Source organism: Vibrio sp. QJM3NY_15, assembly GCF_057785995.1.
In genome coordinates, this window is the sequence record NZ_CM173517.1 from 1355542 (window position 1) to 1372401 (window position 16860).

General features: G+C 43.2%; 14 protein-coding genes. 4 read left to right on the top strand and 10 right to left on the bottom strand.

What is annotated here, in order from left to right; all coding sequences use genetic code 11:
• Positions 1-243 precede the first annotated feature (243 nt).
• Both AC3CKG_RS06040 and AC3CKG_RS06045 read right to left on the bottom strand, forming a co-directional pair.
• On the bottom strand, positions 244-1926 hold the full coding sequence (locus tag AC3CKG_RS06040; RefSeq protein WP_017111638.1) for an aspartate:alanine antiporter: 1683 nt from the start codon (positions 1924-1926) through the stop codon (positions 244-246).
• Between the two features lie 250 nt (positions 1927-2176).
• Positions 2177-2440, bottom strand: a complete 264-nt coding sequence (locus AC3CKG_RS06045; RefSeq protein WP_009847069.1) for a GrxA family glutaredoxin — start codon at positions 2438-2440, stop codon at positions 2177-2179.
• Between the two features lie 406 nt (positions 2441-2846).
• Here AC3CKG_RS06045 and AC3CKG_RS06050 point away from each other — a divergent pair, with 406 nt between their 5' ends.
• Complete coding sequence (locus AC3CKG_RS06050; RefSeq protein ID WP_488528992.1) at positions 2847-4148, top strand: iron-containing alcohol dehydrogenase; 1302 nt, start codon at positions 2847-2849, stop codon at positions 4146-4148.
• A 138-nt stretch (positions 4149-4286) separates the two neighbouring features.
• Here AC3CKG_RS06050 and AC3CKG_RS06055 read toward each other — a convergent pair whose 3' ends face one another.
• The 5 genes from AC3CKG_RS06055 to AC3CKG_RS06075 form a co-directional block, all read right to left on the bottom strand.
• The gene (locus AC3CKG_RS06055; RefSeq protein ID WP_004734686.1) at positions 4287-5141 is read right to left on the bottom strand and encodes a MurR/RpiR family transcriptional regulator; all 855 of its coding nucleotides are present in this window, start codon (positions 5139-5141) and stop codon (positions 4287-4289) included.
• Positions 5142-5499: 358 nt separating this feature from the next.
• Positions 5500-7143 (bottom strand): pyridoxal-dependent aspartate 1-decarboxylase PanP, encoded by a 1644-nt coding sequence (gene panP / locus AC3CKG_RS06060; RefSeq protein ID WP_102485099.1) that lies wholly within the window; start codon positions 7141-7143, stop codon positions 5500-5502.
• A 118-nt stretch (positions 7144-7261) separates the two neighbouring features.
• Entirely contained in the window at positions 7262-7789 is a 528-nt protein-coding gene (locus AC3CKG_RS06065) for a hypothetical protein (protein WP_017111640.1), read from the bottom strand.
• A 175-nt stretch (positions 7790-7964) separates the two neighbouring features.
• Entirely contained in the window at positions 7965-8870 is a 906-nt protein-coding gene (locus AC3CKG_RS06070; protein ID WP_017111641.1) for a LysO family transporter, read from the bottom strand.
• 54 nt (positions 8871-8924) lie between these two features.
• Entirely contained in the window at positions 8925-9845 is a 921-nt protein-coding gene (locus AC3CKG_RS06075) for an HDOD domain-containing protein (RefSeq protein WP_017108222.1), read from the bottom strand.
• Positions 9846-10203: 358 nt separating this feature from the next.
• On the opposite strand from AC3CKG_RS06075, the gene AC3CKG_RS06080 reads away from it, so the two are divergent.
• Positions 10204-10785 (top strand): TfoX/Sxy family DNA transformation protein, encoded by a 582-nt coding sequence (locus AC3CKG_RS06080; RefSeq protein ID WP_017060401.1) that lies wholly within the window; start codon positions 10204-10206, stop codon positions 10783-10785.
• A 145-nt stretch (positions 10786-10930) separates the two neighbouring features.
• Here the strand turns inward: AC3CKG_RS06080 and AC3CKG_RS06085 are convergent, their stop codons facing one another.
• The 3 genes from AC3CKG_RS06085 to AC3CKG_RS06095 all read right to left on the bottom strand — a co-directional run bounded on the left by AC3CKG_RS06085 (position 10931) and on the right by AC3CKG_RS06095 (position 14115).
• Positions 10931-11473 (bottom strand): hypothetical protein, encoded by a 543-nt coding sequence (locus AC3CKG_RS06085; protein ID WP_017108221.1) that lies wholly within the window; start codon positions 11471-11473, stop codon positions 10931-10933.
• 208 nt (positions 11474-11681) lie between these two features.
• The gene (locus AC3CKG_RS06090) at positions 11682-12179 is read right to left on the bottom strand and encodes a response regulator (protein WP_017108220.1); all 498 of its coding nucleotides are present in this window, start codon (positions 12177-12179) and stop codon (positions 11682-11684) included.
• The gene (locus AC3CKG_RS06095) at positions 12172-14115 is read right to left on the bottom strand and encodes an ATP-binding protein (RefSeq protein WP_488528993.1); all 1944 of its coding nucleotides are present in this window, start codon (positions 14113-14115) and stop codon (positions 12172-12174) included. Before AC3CKG_RS06095 ends, AC3CKG_RS06090 begins: the two co-directional genes overlap by 8 nt.
• A gap of 183 nt (positions 14116-14298) precedes the next feature.
• On the opposite strand from AC3CKG_RS06095, the gene AC3CKG_RS06100 reads away from it, so the two are divergent.
• Together AC3CKG_RS06100 and serC are read left to right on the top strand one after the other, a co-directional pair.
• Positions 14299-15561, top strand: a complete 1263-nt coding sequence (locus tag AC3CKG_RS06100; RefSeq protein ID WP_102541383.1) for a DUF945 family protein — start codon at positions 14299-14301, stop codon at positions 15559-15561.
• Positions 15562-15723: 162 nt separating this feature from the next.
• Positions 15724-16818 (top strand): 3-phosphoserine/phosphohydroxythreonine transaminase, encoded by a 1095-nt coding sequence (gene serC, locus AC3CKG_RS06105; protein ID WP_029226041.1) that lies wholly within the window; start codon positions 15724-15726, stop codon positions 16816-16818.
• Positions 16819-16860: the final 42 nt, after the last annotated feature.

Genomic DNA, 16860 nt, shown 5'->3' on the forward strand with positions numbered 1-16860 from the left:
TTCAAACAATCGAATAAAAACGAAATAGGCGCTCACTGAGCGCCTATTTTTTTATCTTAAAAGTAGATATGGGAAAGTAAAAGCAGATACGGGATTCGAGTGGCGAGATACGAAGAGATTTAAGAACAGGAGCGGGGAAGAAGGCTTGAACCGCTTAAAACAGGCTATAAAAAATGCACTAATCCAAAGATGAATTAGTGCATTCGAAATATCTAAGCTTGGCTGCTTTTTAAGTAGCAGACGCTAGCTAATGATGATGATGAAGGTACCTGCTAAGGTCATCAATATATTGGCAATCGCGTACGTACCCGCGTAACCCAGAGCTGGGATAGTTGAGCGAGCGTGGTCATTTACGATGTCCATCGCCGGAGCACAGGTTCGCGCGCCAATGATGGCACCAAATAGTAGAGCTCGGTTCATCTTCAATATGTAAGCACCGACTAAGTAAGCGAAGAATACCGGCAGAACACTCACTACTAGAGCAATACCGATGACCTGAGGGCCTACTTGCGTTAAGTGTTCAAACATCTTACCACCGGCGCTCAAGCCGATACCGACCATAAAGAACATTAAACCGAGGTCTTTGACCATGTTCAATGCCCCCTGAGGCACATAACCGAAAGTAGGGTGGTTCGCTCGTAAGAAGCCAAGCATGATGCCCGACAGAAGCAGCCCGACCGCATTACCTAAGCCAAACGAAACCTGACCGAATGTCATGGTGATCAAACCAAACAGAATACCCAGAATGAAGAAGCTACAGAAGGCCATCAAATCCGCCATTTGGCTGTGGATTGAGATGAAACCAATTTTCTCAGCTAGACCGTGAACGCGACTCTTTTCACCACTGACCTGCAGTACATCACCTTTAGAAAGCACGATGTTTAAGTCCATCGGCATTTCAATCTGAGCTCTTACTACGCGGTTAAGGAAACAGCCGTACTCAGAAAGGTTTAAGTCTGAAAGGCGCTTACCTGCGATACTGTCACTCTTAACGACGATCTCTTCTTCCACGATACGAAGATCGAGAAGATTACGGTCGAAAACCTCTTTACCATTACGGAAGCTTGGGTCGAGACGCGCGTGGCTATCAGGGAAACCAACTAATGCGATTTCATCGCCTTCTTGCAGGATTGCATCACCATCAGGGTGGGCAAGAATACCGTTACGACGAATACGCTCGATGTAACAGCCTGTTTGGCGATAAATACCCAGTTCACGCAGGTTCTTACCGTCAGTCCAAGAGATAAGCTCTTGTCCTACGCGGTAAGCTCGTATGATTGGAAGGTAAACCTTACGTTGCCCGGAAGCACCTAAGCCACGCTCTTGGGCGATTTGCTCAGCTGAATCATGTAGGTTAACTTTCTGAAGCTTTGGAATAAGGCGAGCAAACATAATCATGCTGATTAAGCCAACTAAATAAGCCATCGCATAACCCACTGATAGGTTTTCGATGATCAGGCCTATATCCATGTTTCTTGGTAATTCTGCAAGCCCAGAATTCAGAGCATCTTGAGCACCTACTAATATCGGCGTTGCTGTTAAGGCCCCCGCCATCATGCCTGCGGATAAACCAAAGCCCAGCCCGAGGTAATGGCTGCTGAAATACGTTAAAGCAATTGCGGTAGAGAGCACCACAAGGCTCAGAATGAGATAGTGCTTACCGTCTCTAAAGAAGATACCAAAGAAGTTTGGTCCTGCTTCAATACCCACACAGTAGATGAAAAGCATGAAGCCAATCGTGAGCGCATCAGCGTTAAACGAAAAACCAAGATGTCCCATGATAAGGGAAGTAATCAGAACACCGATTGAATTGCCAAGTTGGAGGCTACCGAAACGAATTTTACCAATGGCTAATCCAATCGATAAAACAACAAAGATGAGGAGAATGGGGTTTTGTTCTAACAGAAAAACAACGTCGATATTCACAGTGGTCGCTCAATAATTGGCGTGAAACACAGGGTAAGTTTGAGAGGTGAATTGTATCTAAATATAAATAAAATATAAGCGATATTTTGCTATTTTACTTGATTTTGACTTTATTATTATTCCGTACGAAAACTGGTCATAAAAAAAGCCCGCTACAGTGAGCGGGCTTGATATAAATCGTACAGTCTAACGTTTAAATTGGTTAGCTGTTTTAGATTTTAGCCTTAGATCTCGTAAGAGAAATCTTAGCTTAGTCGAAAAGACCTAGGTTTTCTTTTGCGTATGCTTCGAATTCTGTGCAGCCGCCGATGTGGTCTTGATCGATGAAGATTTGTGGCACTGTATCTACTGGCTTACCAACAGTCTTCTCTAGGTCAGCTTTGCTGATGCCTTCAGCGTGGATGTCAACGTAACGGTAGTTGAAGTCATCGCGTTTAGCTTTAAGAGTTTCAGCATGCTCTTTTGCACGAACACAGAATGGGCAAGCAGGGCGACCAAAAATAACTACAAACATTTAATTTCTCCTAAATACGGGATGAGGCTCGTTAACTCTATTATGTTAACTATTCTTTAGTGAATGCCACTCAAAATTTCTTAAAACCAACTATGCCTCAATGCTATGGGGAAATAAAGATGGAATTGCCTCTTAATACGATAGCTTTTACCTATCAGCGCAAATATTCACCATAAATAGAAAGGGGCTCGCAAACTGCCCGTCACCATCGTTGAGTACCCACAAATTGAGAGTGTGAATTACCCCTAAAAATACGACTTTAATCCATCTTTAATGCCACAAGTTGCACCTCGTCAAAAAAAGCTCCTACAGAACGAGGCATCTTAATAGTGATGCACGATACAAAGGCTAAATTCCAATAACCAAGAGTTCGCAGTTTTGTTTGGTCATAGGCGCAGGAGGCACCATGTTTCAATTTATGACACCTACAAAGATCATCTTTGGTGATGGAGCACTTCAGGCTTCATTGTCCCTCTTTAATCAATACGGCTACAGCGTGTTATTGGTTACTGGCAACACTTTAGAACGCACTTCACTGGTAACCGATTACCTAGATGCGCAAAACATGCGTTATCAACACATTGCCGTTTCCGGTGAACCCAATATCAAAATGGTCGAAGAGGCTGCCACGTCTGCTCGGCGATTTAAACCCGATATGGTGGTTGCAATGGGGGGAGGCAGTGCGATTGATATGGGGAAAGCGTTAGCTGCTGTTTTACCTAACCAAGGTAATTTATACGACTATGTGGAAGTCGTTGGGCGTAATGTACCACTCAAGGCTAAACCACTACCGTTCATCGCGATTCCTACAACGGCGAGCACCGGCGCTGAGGTCACTAAAAATGCGGTGCTTAAGTCTGGACAAGATCAAGTCAAGATAAGCCTCAGAAGTCCAGACATGCTAGCTGACGTCGCGATTGTCGACCCGACCTTAACGTATGGAACCAACTTGTATTTATCAGGACGTGGAGCCATGGACGCCTTTACGCATCTAATGGAAGCATATGTGTGTGGTGAGCCTAATTCGCTCACCGATATGATCTGTGAGGAAGGGTTACGTAAGTTAAGTGGCTCTGTGGTTAAAGCGTGCGTTTATGATGAACCTCAAGCTCGTTCTGATCTTGCCTTTGCTTCTATGTTGGGTGGAATAGCGATAACCAATGCCAAGCTTGGGGCTGCGCATGGATTAGCCTCTGCGTTAGGTGGCAAGATATCCGCACCACACAGTGTTATAACAGCGCGCTTAGCGCCATTTGTGATGATGGAGAACATCGCTGTTGCGAGAGAACAGCAGAGAGGTGACATATTAGCTCGCTATCAACGAATTGCTCGAATTGTTACAGGGAGCTCTGAGGCGAAAGAGGAAGACGCGATTGCTTGGTTATCTGAAGTGTTGGACACGCTAAAGCTTCCAAGCTTACTGGAGTTTGGTGTCTGCGAAGCTCAGTTTGATGAGGTGTCTAGTGACGCGCTTAAGTCTGTTGCGATAAAAGGAAATCCTTTACCGTTGAATCAACAGAGGCTTGTACATATTCTTCAGCAGGTTTGTGAGGAGTGTGATTGTGGAGGTGAATACCATGAGACAGCTTCGATGAGTCAAGCTGCTCAACGTGCCCCAGAACAGGTTACGGAGTCGAGCTTTACCATCATTAACTCTTATGCGTCTGAAAATAATGTCGTAGAGAAAGGTAATAGCTGGACGATCTAGTAGTAGAAAGTAGAAAGTAGAAAGTAGAAAGTAGAAAGCACACATAACGAGAAAGCTAAGCTAATTCAGGGCAAATAAAAACGGAGCACTAGGCTCCGTTTTTTAATTCAACTTGTTCTTAGGTCATGCATTAGCAGACTAGAACTGAGAGTATTTCTCGTAACGTGAATCACGAAGTGACTCTTTCACACGTTTTAGGTTCTCTCTGAAACCAGAACCACGACGAAGCGTAAAGCCTGTCGCTAACACATCGATAACCGTCATCTGAACAACGCGGCTTGCCATTGGCATGTAAACGTCAGTGTCTTCTGGAACATCCAGCGAAATAGACAGCGAGCTTGCTTTGTCTAGCGGTGAATCTTTTGCTGTGATAGCAATAACGGTCGCACCGTTTTCACGAGCCAGGTTCGCAATCTCAACTTGGCTTTTAGTACGGCCAGTGTGAGAGATAAGAACAATAACATCGTTATCGCTGCAGTTAATGCAGCTCATTCGTTGCATCACAATGTCTTCAAAACACGTAATAGGGATATTAAAACGAATAAACTTGTTTTGAGCATCTTTCGCTACGGCAGAAGAGGCACCCAATCCAAAAAACGAAATGCGTTTTGCTTGAGTCAGCAAGTCAACCGCTCGGTTTACTTGCATCGCGTCTAGGCTGTTTTTAGCAACATCCAGACAAGCCATAGTTGATTCGAAAATCTTATGTGTGTAAGCATCAGGGCCATCGTCTTCTTCAACATTACGGTTCACGTAAGGTGTACCGTTCGCCAAGCTTTGAGCTAGGTGAAGTTTAAAGTCAGGAAAGCCTTTAGTGTCTAAACGACGACAGAAACGGTTAACTGTAGGCTCACTTACGTCAGCCATTTTAGCTAAGGTAGCAATGCTAGAATGAATTGCAGTTTGAGGGGAAGCCATAATTACTTCGGCTACTTTACGCTCAGACTTGCTGAAATTTTCCAGGTTTTTTTGTATTTTTTCTAATGTATTCATAGTGTTCACGAGGGTATAGAGAACAACTTGCTAGTTAATATCGTTTACCAAGGGGTATGGCTGAAGCAAATATCAGTAAAACAGACCCTAAAACAATGAGAGGTTTGTAATTACTGCTGCGTCAAATAGATATCAAGCTAACTAGCACCATAGAGTCAGTATAAACCCAACATACTATTAACTAATACAAAAACAGGGCATGAATGCTTAAGAATATGACAAACCTCAACAAAATTTTAGAAAACTACAGAATTGGAAGAGGGTTTGAGCAAAAAGAATGCAAATTGAGTATGAACTGACAGCTTAGTTACATCAAAAAGAAATAAATTTTCAAATTGATGCAACTAAAATTGAATGACTATGCGTTGATTTGCGTAACCAGTTTGTTGATTTTGCCCATCAGGTTTGGCGCTAGCTTAGCGATTTCGCGCTGTTCCTCAAGCACTGAGGTTAGAATCTCATTGCCCGTAAGCGGGTTTGCCAATACAACACGGAAAACAATAATCGGTTGATGTGACCAAGCTTCGGGGTTCAAGCGAGTTCTGGAGACAAAAGATTTACCGGTTTCACGCTGTTTCTTCTGAATAAATTTCGTGAGTTCATTGAGTAACTCATTCAGTTCAACACGTTGCTGAGCGCCAGCTTTTAACAAGGCGGCTTTTACTGATTCAGGAAGGTAGCGATACGTCAGTAGGCACAGCTCTGGCTCGGACACTAATTCAAAATCACTTTGTTCTTTAATCAGATCAGCGAAGTAACGTGCTTTGTTGATGCTTTGGTCGATCAGTAGCTCATAGCCAGGACGGCTGATGATATGCATCGAAGCATAAACGAGCATCGCCATACCAGAACGTGAGCCTTCTAGAGTGTGGCTACCGAGGTCTTTCGAACCCTTACGCAATATGTATTGAGCATGATGTTCAATCGCTGTCATCGCGTCTGGCTTCTTAAACAAAACCATACCCGCACCCATAGGGATATAGAGCTGTTTATGTGCATCTATCGTGACAGAATCCGCTAACTCAATACCATCAAGTAAATGACGATGATTATTCGACATTAGCGTTGCGCCGCCCCAAGCTGCATCCACGTGGAAGTGGCAGTCAGATTCGGCACACACCTCTGCAATTTCTCTTAGAGGATCGATATTGCCCGTTTCGGTCGTGCCCGCTACGCCAATAACGGCGAAAGGCTTAATCTTGTTCTGCTTAAGCTGATCGATCTTGAGTCTTAGGTCGTCAGTGCAAATACGGTTATTGTTATCCGTTTTGACTGAAACAAGACCTTCTTGACCAATACCGAGTACATCGGCCGCTTTTTTCAAAGAGTAGTGACCACGTTCAGAAACCAAGATAGCGAGGCCTTCGTAGTCGTAGTGTTTCATGGCTTTGAATAAGCCTTCTTTCTCTACACCTTTGAACGAGCCTTGTGCTTTCAATGCATTATTACGAGCAACCCAAAGCGCTGTTATGTTCGCGATGGTACCGCCAGAACAAAACGCACCTAAAGAGTGGTTGGCACTGTGCATCCAACGAGAATAAAACTGGTCGTTGTCTTGGTAGATCAAACGGTGCAACATCCCCAAAACTTGGCGTTCAAGAGGAGTGAAAGCTTTTGAAGTCTCGATTTTTACTAGATTCTGATTTAGCGCAATCATGATTTTTGACAGCGGCATCAGGAAATAGGGTAGCGCAGACGTCATGTGACCAATAAAACTTGGCGACGACGTATGTACAGAATGAGATACAAGAGAATCGAGAAGATGCTCGGTATGTTCTGAAACAAACTCAGGCTGCTCTGGGATATGAGCATTCGAAAAATCTTTCTCAATCTCACGCAATGGCTTTTCTTCAGCCACAATGTGTTCACGTAAGAATTGATTCAGGTTTCGTGAAAGTTTGTCTTCGATTTGAGTGAGTGTTGAGTCCGGGCCTTCTGGTACTGTAAAGATACGTAGAAGACTGTCGAAGCTAACATCTGCTGTTTTTTGTTCCGTAACCATAGCAAGCGAGTTATTTTTCTTATATTGACGCGAGCGGGACAATTTAAACGAAAACGGGAACAATGTCCCGTCTTAATTATGAAATCCAACTTCCCACAAAAGCATAGTAAATCAAGGGTTATTTACACTTGATCGCTTCAAGTTTAGCAATCGACTGGTTGTAACGCTGCAGTGCAGTGTCGATTTGCTTAGGGTGGCTAAGCAGCTCAGCAAACGCTGAACGTAGCTCGTAGTTTTGAGCGTGAGGTGTTGATTGACGGTCGTCGAACGTCTGTTTCGCAATTTTTCCAAGCTCATCATCGCGGGTTGATAGCGTCTTAATATCGTGCTGTTCTAGTTGTAGCCAACCTTCAACAGACTGAGCTGTCGCAACTTTGCTTGGATCATTCACTAAGTAGTAGTTTACCGCCGCGCGGTTGAGTTCAAAGTGGTGTTTACGGCCTTCTAGGAACCACTCACTGACTTCTTCGAGCTCTGGATATTGCTCAGAGGTTAAAGCAGCAAGATCAGCATACCAATTCAAAGAAGCGTCGATGTACGCATCGTATTTTGTTGCTTGGCACTGGTTTGTTTCAGACATTGAATCTGCTGCAAAAGAGAAAGTAGAAGTTGAAGCTAGCAGTAATGCGACGCAAAGGCGTTTCATAGTGGTTCCTTTTGTAAGTTTATTCTTTTTAGGACTTTGTCGTTACAGAGTACCGTGATCATTATTTGTTGAGCAATGACACTTAGTGTCTTTTTATTTCGGTAACTGTATCGGTATCTTGGGCTTTGGTATTCAGAGAAGCATTCTAATCTAAAACAATCGCTATTCCTGCGATCTAGTTAGCAAGAGATACAAAGAACAACATCATAATCGGGACGAGAAGACTCAATATAAACCCGCTGACGATGGCGATAGGGACACATCGAACTCCGCCTGTTGTTTGAATCACAGGCAAAGTGAAGTCCATCGCGGTCGCACCTGCATAACCAATAGAAGTGCACGGATAACTGCGAATCAGCACCGGGATAAGTACTAAGGCAACCAACTCTCTCAGCAGTTCGAGCATGAATGAAGCACCACCATAAACAGGGCCAAAAGCGTCACCCATTAGAATGCCTGCGAGAGAATACCAACCGAATCCGGATGACATCGCTAAGGCTTTGAAGAGCGGAATATCAAGTAAGTAAGCGGCAATCACACCACCGATCATTGAGGTCACAATAATCGTAAGGGCGATCACCATACCGTGTTTGTTCAGTAAGATTTGTCTAAGAGTCAATCCGCTATTACGCAGTTGAATGCCAATAAAGAACAGAAGAACGAATAGAATCCATTCACTTGCTGTATCGACCCAATCAAGCCCGATTGGGAGAACCAAGCCCGCAATGAGGCCAGAACCGACCACCAGAATCAACTTAGCCGATTCCATCGCCATTGAAGATAGGGGGAGCTTTTTCTGGCTGCTGTCAGTCTTAAGCGGCAGTAATTTATCGATTGCTGGCAGCGCCATTAGGTTGCATACGCTTAAACAGACAAAGAAAGTGACAGTATAAAGAAGGATTGTCTGTAGATTGCTGCCTAAGTTATCGAGCGCGGCTAGGCTCAGACCCATAAGCGAGAGGATTACGTAGATCAGCCTAGACGTCGAGCGGTTAATGAACTCTAACGTCTGGGTGTTTGATATAGAAAAAAGATACCCCACGACGAGTGGCGCAAATATAAAGATCATCCCTGTAAACATGCTTTCCCTTTTACATTTACTTACTATTACAACTACTTAGCAATTTACGGTGACTTAGAAGCCGCTAGCGTTGATAACGTCGCTTAGCTTTGCATTAAAATCATTTTTACTCAAGTTGCTTAATTTATAAAGAACTTCGGCACCCGTGACATTAAGCTCCACTTCATGCTCATCGATGTTTTCATCCTTGTTTCTAAACATCAAAAGGTGATTGGCAATTCGTGCAATATCAAGATAAGACACTTCGCGCTCTTCTTGCTGATTGATGGTGTTACTACACACATCAATGAAGTCACTGTCGAATCCCCAACGTCTAAGAACCAGCTTACTGGTTGCAGAGCATTGGCCTTGGAATATTTGCAGAGCGATGTCGTGGTCTAGATAGTTACCATTTTCAAGGTAGAGGTGGTACTCACTCACTAAGCAGAACAAACCTATATCAGCTAATAGCCCGACGAGTAGAGATTTCTCATGCTCTAGGTAGCGATATTCGATAGGGGACAGTTCTTTGAAGCTATTAGTGACCAGTACCATCGTCGCGCCAAGTTCTTTTGAGATAGAAGCGCTTTGCACCAAAACCTGATTACATTCGTGGTTTAGATTCACAGAATGCTTAAGTTGCTCGATAGCTTGAGCAGTTACGATGTCTCTTACTCTCAATATCCCTAAGCGTGATACCGCCGTCATAATGTCAACACAGGTGATATTTCGTCTGTTGAATACCACAGAGTTAGCGACGCGAATCACGATAGCGGTTAGGCCAGGGTCTTCGAGTAAGCACTCAGCAACTTCGGCAATGCCAGTCGTTTCTTGGGTACATAATTTTTGAATTTTTAAAACGACTTCAGGGATAGGAGGAAGGGTTATTTTTCCCGCTGAGATAGAATGGCCAACAAGTTGGGCAAACTCTGATTCTAGACCCTTTAAGAGAAGAGCCTTATTTTGTGGTAGCCAGAAAAACGATAAATGATTCATATAAAAAGTAAAAAATGTATGTGGACCTATTTTACAAGCCGTGATGCTGTGAGGCAATACTCATCGGGCCTCATAACCCTAGAAAACTTGAACCGATGTATCAGCGATCGTCAAAAACCATTCATATTTTGATGTTTTACTGTGATGTCAATCATGAAAAACCAGAATACTCAATTGATTGATGTGAACTAAGTCCAGACTTATTTTTCTTTTCGAAGTATCATTTATTTAAAGGTGAAAAACGAAATCATAATATTCACCTAAACAATAAAAAAATAGATTTAACATTTTTCGCATAAAAAAGCTGCTTGTCTGGTGATCAACCTAATCGGGGTAATTTGATTAAGGATCAACGGATATGACCGAGACAGCATTTATTAATTACGTGAATCAATTTGGTGAGCATCAAAAACGTTCTATGTTTGGAGGTATTGGCCTCTTTCAAAATGACGCTATGTTCGCTTTGTTGAGTGAAGGTTGTTTATTCATTAGAGGTGGAAAGTCATTAGATAAGAAACTGACGGATCTTGATTGTGAAAAGTATCGTCATGTAAAAAAACAGACAACAGCAACCGTAAATTACTACGATATTACTGATCTGTTTACATGCGAACACCCTGAATTGGATAGCATTATTCGTACTTCGATCGATAATTCAATTCAACAACGTAGCTTCAAAAAATCATCAGCTAGCCGTAGATTGAGAGATCTTCCAAACATGCAACTCACATTAGAGCGCATGGTGAAAAAAGCGGGTGTTGATGATGTTTCAATGTTTATGCAGTTAGGCGCACCTGAAGTATTTAATAAGGTTCGCGAAGCGTACGGCAATGATGTTGACCTAAAATTACTTTGGAAATTTGCGGGCGCAATTGATGGTATCCACTGGAAACTATTGCAAGAACCACGCAAGCAGCAATTATTGAAGAGCTGCCACTAAAGAAGTCATCCCTCTATGCTTAAGATTACTGTTAATAAATAAAAACCGAGGAATGTCCTCGGTTTTTTTGTTTTTCTTAGTCGCATTTCTTAAAAAATTAAGTATGAAAAGACTAAGTGCTCATTGGGAGCTGTCTCGCTAAGTATTAGTACTTGAAACGAGCAGTGAACATAAGTTGATCACCGTAGAAGTCGTTGATACGAGCTTCAGCACCTAGAGAGAATAGCTCTGTAGAGTGGAAACGAGCGTAAACAGAACCTGTCCAATCATCGTTGTCATCGATTGAAACGTAACCACCTTTACCACCCACTTCTAGTTGTGGACCAAGCCATTGGCGAACACCAACGTTGATCTCCATACCGATATCAGTAGAGCTTGAGTTTTCAGGCTGAACGATACGCGCTAGCATTTCACCCGTTAGGTCAGCCCAGTTGTTTAATGGAGCGTGGAAACCAAGACCTACAGCTGAGTCGTAATCGCCTTCAAATTCTGAATCGATACGTGCTATAGCGTGAGCATTCGGGTGAATTGACTTACTGAACGCGCCACCAAATGTTACAGGGCTAGCACCGATACGTGCTTCAAAGTAATCGTAGTTAAAGTTACTCATTACTTGTGGTTGTTCATCAACAGCTAGTGCTGGGCTAGAAGCCAATAGCATAGCGGTAGTAAGTAGAATTTTGCGCATAACGACCGTAAACCTTTAATTAGTGTTAATTCCTTTGGTTTGAGAAAAATCAGGCAAACCATAAACATTGAGACAGTTTAATCTAACTCACGGAAAAGTAATCCATAAAAATGCGAATCATTTGTCAATTACCTAAAAAATGAACAAATTATGTATCACTCTGTAACTGAGATCTCATGTTTTCGGGCGATTCCGCTGAAATTAAGCGTTATTCGCCAAAACTAGTCCGTTTATTCGCCATCGCTGTAAGGATGCGTTCGGTATCTAGGATAGAAGTCCAGTTCAATAATTGTTTGTCATTGGCAATCACAAAGTCGGTTAGCTGTTTCGTAATCGTGTCTCTGAGTTGGTCGCCTCGCCAAGGCTTAGAGATATAGAAATCAAGCGCAGCATTATTGATAGCCGTTACGGTGTCTTCAAGTCCGGCTTGGCCGGTGAGCAGCAGTTTGCGTGTTGGCTGCGTTGAATCGTGTTGGTTGAGTTCGATGAGAAAATCGATGCCCGTTTTGTCAGGCATGATGTGGTCACACAAGATTAAGGCGAGCTTAATACCATCTTGTCCCATTTCTTTAATCACTTGTTTAGCTTCATCGACCGATTCGGCTCCTTCAACAATAAAGTTCTCTTCAAATGGCGCTAAGTCTTGAAGGACACTGTTGAGAACCTCAGGTTCATCATCGACACATAAAATTAGGTACTTATTCATGAGGTGCTCCTTCTTGTTTGAATGGAAGCCACACCTGCATGTGAGTATGGCTGCCTACCTCAGACTCCACCAAAATAAACCCTTGATGAGCCGAAACGATTTGTTGAGAAATGGATAACCCAATCCCTAAACCAAAGTTGCCTTCTTTTTTGGTGGTGAAGTTTGGATTGAAAATGGTGTGGATGTCTTCTTTGGCGATGCCGTGGCCAGTGTCTGATATTTGCACCACTAAAAAAGTGTCGTCTCCCTCTATTTGTTGAGAGGTGGTGATAGAGACTGTTCCTCGCTCTGAAAGCGCATCCAGTGCATTAGAGATAAGGTTCGTCCACACTTGTTGTAACGCGAGCGACTGGCACAATAAAGGTGGCAAATCGGTGTCATAGTGTTTTTCGAGTTGATGATGCTTCAATCTGTTTTCAAAGATCACTAAGGTGTCTTCAAGTCCTTCGTGAATATCAGCGTAGTGACGCACTTCATCATCTTCTCGGGCGTAGCATTTTAGGCTTTTCACCATATCGGCAATGCGTTTACTGCACACTTGAATCGAGCGAATAGAGTTTCCTACATAGTGGTAATGCTCTAAGTCGTTGAGTAGTTCTTTGCCTGCAATAGGGGAGTCTTTTAAGGTATCTAAAACCTTAGAATCTTGACTCAAGTTTAGCCTCACCGCTTTTTTGGCTAGCGTACGATCATCGATAGTCGATGTGAGGTGTTTAACGAGTTGTCTCTCTTGTGCCGTGGATAGAGGCTTAGCCAGTTTTGAGTGTGCTAATACTTCAGTCCCTTTATTCGATCCTGGGAGTGCTGAGTTTTCGAGTATCTGGTCGAGATGTTCAGACAAGGTTTCAATACTTCGTAAGATCGCTGCAATAGGGTTGTTTAATTCATGAGCAACACCCGCGACAAGCTGACCCAGCATCGCCATTTTTTCTTTCTCAATCAATTGTTGATGTGCAGACTCCAACGATTCAAGTGTTTGTTGCAGCTTGATCTTATTGGTGATGCTGCGTTGTAAACGGCGATTGAAGTGACGGAGTAGCAGGTTAGTAAATAGCGGCAGCAGAGTATTGTTTGAATGCATAACCTGAGCAAAGCTATCTTTATCAAGCTTAATCACTCTTGTCTGGGTTAGGGTGATCGCAGTAGAGAACGAAGGTTCACCCGTCACGAATGACATCCCTCCGACAATGTTGCCCTTAGAGTGACGCACAACTTCGCGTTGTTGCCCCAGTTCATCTTTTTTATAGAGAGCTGCTTCACCTTCAATAATTAACCAAAGAAAGCGATTATCTTCGCCCTCAACCGTCAGCAGATGCTCTGGTGAATAATCACGAATGGCTTTGGTTTTGTCGTCTTTTGAAAAGACATCCTGCAGAGCACTGACGACACGCTCAGCAAGGGCATTGTCAGAAAGCTGGTGGTAATCATGAATGAAGCCAGATTGGAACGAATGAATCTTTTGCTCGATGTGTGCTCTCAATAAACGCTGTTGATCCAACGCATCACTGTAAGACAGCAGGTTTTCTGGGTCGTACTCGATAACAAAAGAAGTCAGCTCTTTCTGTGCAGATTTGAAGAGAACCTTATCTTGAACCGGTTTGGTTAGGCAGTGGTTGAGTCTACCTTCGTTCACCGCGGTTAGGATGGATTGAATGTCTGATGAGGCGCTCACCAATATTGTTCTTGCGGTATTACTGTGGGGCAGTTGTTCAAGCTCAATCAGAAATTGCACACCATTGAACTCAGAATGATGGTGAGAGATCACTAAGGCGACGGTTTGGTGATTGTCGTGGATATCTTCTAATGCGTGATGAGCATCTTCCAAGTTCTCTGCAGTATAAATGTCGAATACATAAGACAGCGGAGCCAGTTCGGAGCGTATTCTTTCTATGCTCACCGGATTATTGTCCAAACAAATAACAGCGTATTGATTCACGGCTCAACCTTAGTAGTAGCGACGCTTCTAGCCTATCAAGAAGCGCTTGGTAAGGATGAGAGCTAGCCGTTAATTTGTTGAGGGAATTGAAGTATCGAGCAATAGACTGATTTAACTCAATGTTTCTTGTTTGCTACTGATGGGTTAGACTAAAAAAAACAGACTAGTCTAGAAAGAGAACTCATGGAACAGTTAAGAAAAATTGGCGCAATCGGCGGAGCAATCTCATTGGCACTTTGTTGGCCGCTAGCGGTTGGGCAAATTGGACAGAACGCGATTACTGATGGCGTTGCAAAGCTTAACAATTCAAGCATTCAAGCTGAGATCGTGGAATATGATAGAGGTTACCTTTCTTCTAATGTAACCACTCGTGTGACTGTGATGGATGAGAACTTGAAAGAGCAACTCGCGCTCGATGGATTACCTAGTGAGTTTGTCATTAATAGTGCGGTTAGCCATGGTTTGGTTAGCTTAAACGCGATTTCGACGTTTGAGAATGCTGACATTTTGCCTCTTACTCTGACTACCAGCACTGAGTTAAACGGCAACACGGATTTCAACTTCGAGTTAAGCCAGTTCAATCATCAAGGTTCGGATGAAAATGGTACCTCGGTATCTATCACGAAGTCGAATCTATCTGGCCATGCCACTGTATTAGGGCAGGTTGATTACGAGCTTTCTATCCCATCGGTTCAAATTGATTTTGAAACGGGTGAAGAGGTGACTCTATCTAACCTAAAAGGTATTGGTTCGGGCCAGCAAGCGAAAGGCTACTGGTTAGGTACACAGAACTTTACTATTGATAGCTTTTTGATTTCAGATTCTGCAATGCAGCCATTCATGACCATCGAAAATTCTAAGTACGATTTTGAATCGCATCTAGATGAAGCGACTAAACGCTTGAGCAGCAGCCTTAAGCTGGATATCGCAAACATCGAGACCAACGAAGGCCAGTTGAACAATCTAAATGTCGATTTTGAAATGTCGAAACTGGACAGTCAGTCGTTTGAGAAAATCTTTGAAATTTACCAGGCGAATCCTGTTTTGACGCAAGAAGACGTGGCTGAGATCATTCCGTTCATCGACGTACTGTTTGCTAAAGGCTTCGACCTTTCAATGAACAATATGTCGCTAGAACTAGGTAAGGGTCAGTTTGAATCTAAATGGTTGGTGAGCGTACCGGAAGGCACAGAAAACATCAGCAGCAACCCTTCAATGATTGTTCCTGCATTAACCGGTAATGTTCAATCTAGCTTCTCAAATGAGCTCGTCGAAGAATACCCATTCATCCGTGAAGGTATCGACGAATTGATCGTGATGGAAATGATCAAGCAAACAGAAAGTGGTTATGAAATCACGGCTGACCTAAAGAATGGAAATCTAGTGTTTGAAAATGGACAAGAAATTCCATTAATTGCACTACTTATGCCGGCTTTTGTTCAATAAAAAGAGTCGGGCTTAATACTGATAGGGCGATCTAACGGGTTAAGTTAAACATTTTGTACGGTACGAAACAAAAGAGGTCTTAAGACCTCTTTTGTTGTTTTTATGTTGGGTAAAACATGGTATTACTTGCATAGTTATTATTTAGCAGGAGCAATCATCCCCATGGAACTTACATTAGATAACGTATTCAACTTTAGTGCTGGCCCAGCGGCACTGCCTAAACCGGTAATGAAACAAGCACAAGCGGACTTCATTGATTGGAATGGTTTAGGCACTTCCGTTATGGAAATCAGCCATCGCAGCAAAGAGTTTATTCAAGTTGCCGATGAGTCTGAGCAAGACCTACGTGATCTTCTGAACATCCCAGACAACTATAAAGTTCTTTTCTGTCAGGGGGGCGCTCGTGCTCAATTCGCTGCTGTTCCTCTAAACCTTCTTGGTGACGCGACGAAAGCGACTTACATTGATGCAGGTTACTGGGCTGAAAGTGCAGTGACTGAAGCAAGTAAGTACTGTGAAATCGACGTATTCAATGCCAAGACATCAATTGATGGTAAAGCGGCTGTTGTTCCAGCTAAAGATTGGAAAATCGACCCTGAAGCGGCATACGTGCACTTTTGTCCAAATGAAACCATCGATGGCATCGAAATCAGTGAGCTACCTCAAACCGATAAGCCTATCGTTGCCGACATGTCATCTAACATCTTATCTCGCCAGATTGATGTCTCTCAGTACGGTGTTATCTACGCGGGCGCTCAAAAGAACATTGGTCCTGCTGGTATCTGCATTGCTATCGTACGTGATGATCTACTAGAACTCGCAAACGACGTGTTGCCGAGCATTCTTAACTACAAAGTGCTCGCTGAAAAAGACTCAATGTTCAATACACCACCAACGTACGCTTGGTACCTATCAGGCCTTGTATTCAAGTGGCTGAAAGCTCAAGGTGGCGTTGAAGCGATGGAGCTTGTGAACAAAGAGAAAGCGGCGTTGCTTTACAATGCGATTGATAGTTCTGCTTTCTACAAAAACGATGTTCATACAGCAAACCGTTCAAGAATGAACGTGCCATTCCAATTAGCGAAACCAGAGCTAGATGCTAAGTTTTTAGAGTTGGCTGATGCTGCAGGTCTGAAATCGTTAAAAGGTCACCGAGCGGTGGGTGGAATGAGAGCTTCACTTTACAATGCGATGTCTCTGGAAGGTGTTCAGGCACTAGTTAGCTTTATGAAAGACTTCGAAGAGAAATACGCTTAATAAGCGAGTTCGATGTTTACCAATGAAAAGAGGAGCTAAGGC

Coding starts and splice junctions, on each gene's coding strand:
- AC3CKG_RS06045 (WP_009847069.1), bottom strand. CDS start 2,440: ATGTTTGTAGTTATTTTTGGTCGCCCTGCTTGCCCATTCTGTGTTCGT.
- AC3CKG_RS06050 (WP_488528992.1), top strand. CDS start 2,847: ATGTTTCAATTTATGACACCTACAAAGATCATCTTTGGTGATGGAGCA.
- AC3CKG_RS06055 (WP_004734686.1), bottom strand. CDS start 5,141: ATGAATACATTAGAAAAAATACAAAAAAACCTGGAAAATTTCAGCAAG.
- panP (WP_102485099.1), bottom strand. CDS start 7,143: ATGGTTACGGAACAAAAAACAGCAGATGTTAGCTTCGACAGTCTTCTA.
- AC3CKG_RS06065 (WP_017111640.1), bottom strand. CDS start 7,789: ATGAAACGCCTTTGCGTCGCATTACTGCTAGCTTCAACTTCTACTTTC.
- AC3CKG_RS06070 (WP_017111641.1), bottom strand. CDS start 8,870: ATGTTTACAGGGATGATCTTTATATTTGCGCCACTCGTCGTGGGGTAT.
- AC3CKG_RS06075 (WP_017108222.1), bottom strand. CDS start 9,845: ATGAATCATTTATCGTTTTTCTGGCTACCACAAAATAAGGCTCTTCTC.
- AC3CKG_RS06080 (WP_017060401.1), top strand. CDS start 10,204: ATGACCGAGACAGCATTTATTAATTACGTGAATCAATTTGGTGAGCAT.
- AC3CKG_RS06085 (WP_017108221.1), bottom strand. CDS start 11,473: ATGCGCAAAATTCTACTTACTACCGCTATGCTATTGGCTTCTAGCCCA.
- AC3CKG_RS06090 (WP_017108220.1), bottom strand. CDS start 12,179: ATGAATAAGTACCTAATTTTATGTGTCGATGATGAACCTGAGGTTCTC.
- AC3CKG_RS06100 (WP_102541383.1), top strand. CDS start 14,299: ATGGAACAGTTAAGAAAAATTGGCGCAATCGGCGGAGCAATCTCATTG.
- serC (WP_029226041.1), top strand. CDS start 15,724: ATGGAACTTACATTAGATAACGTATTCAACTTTAGTGCTGGCCCAGCG.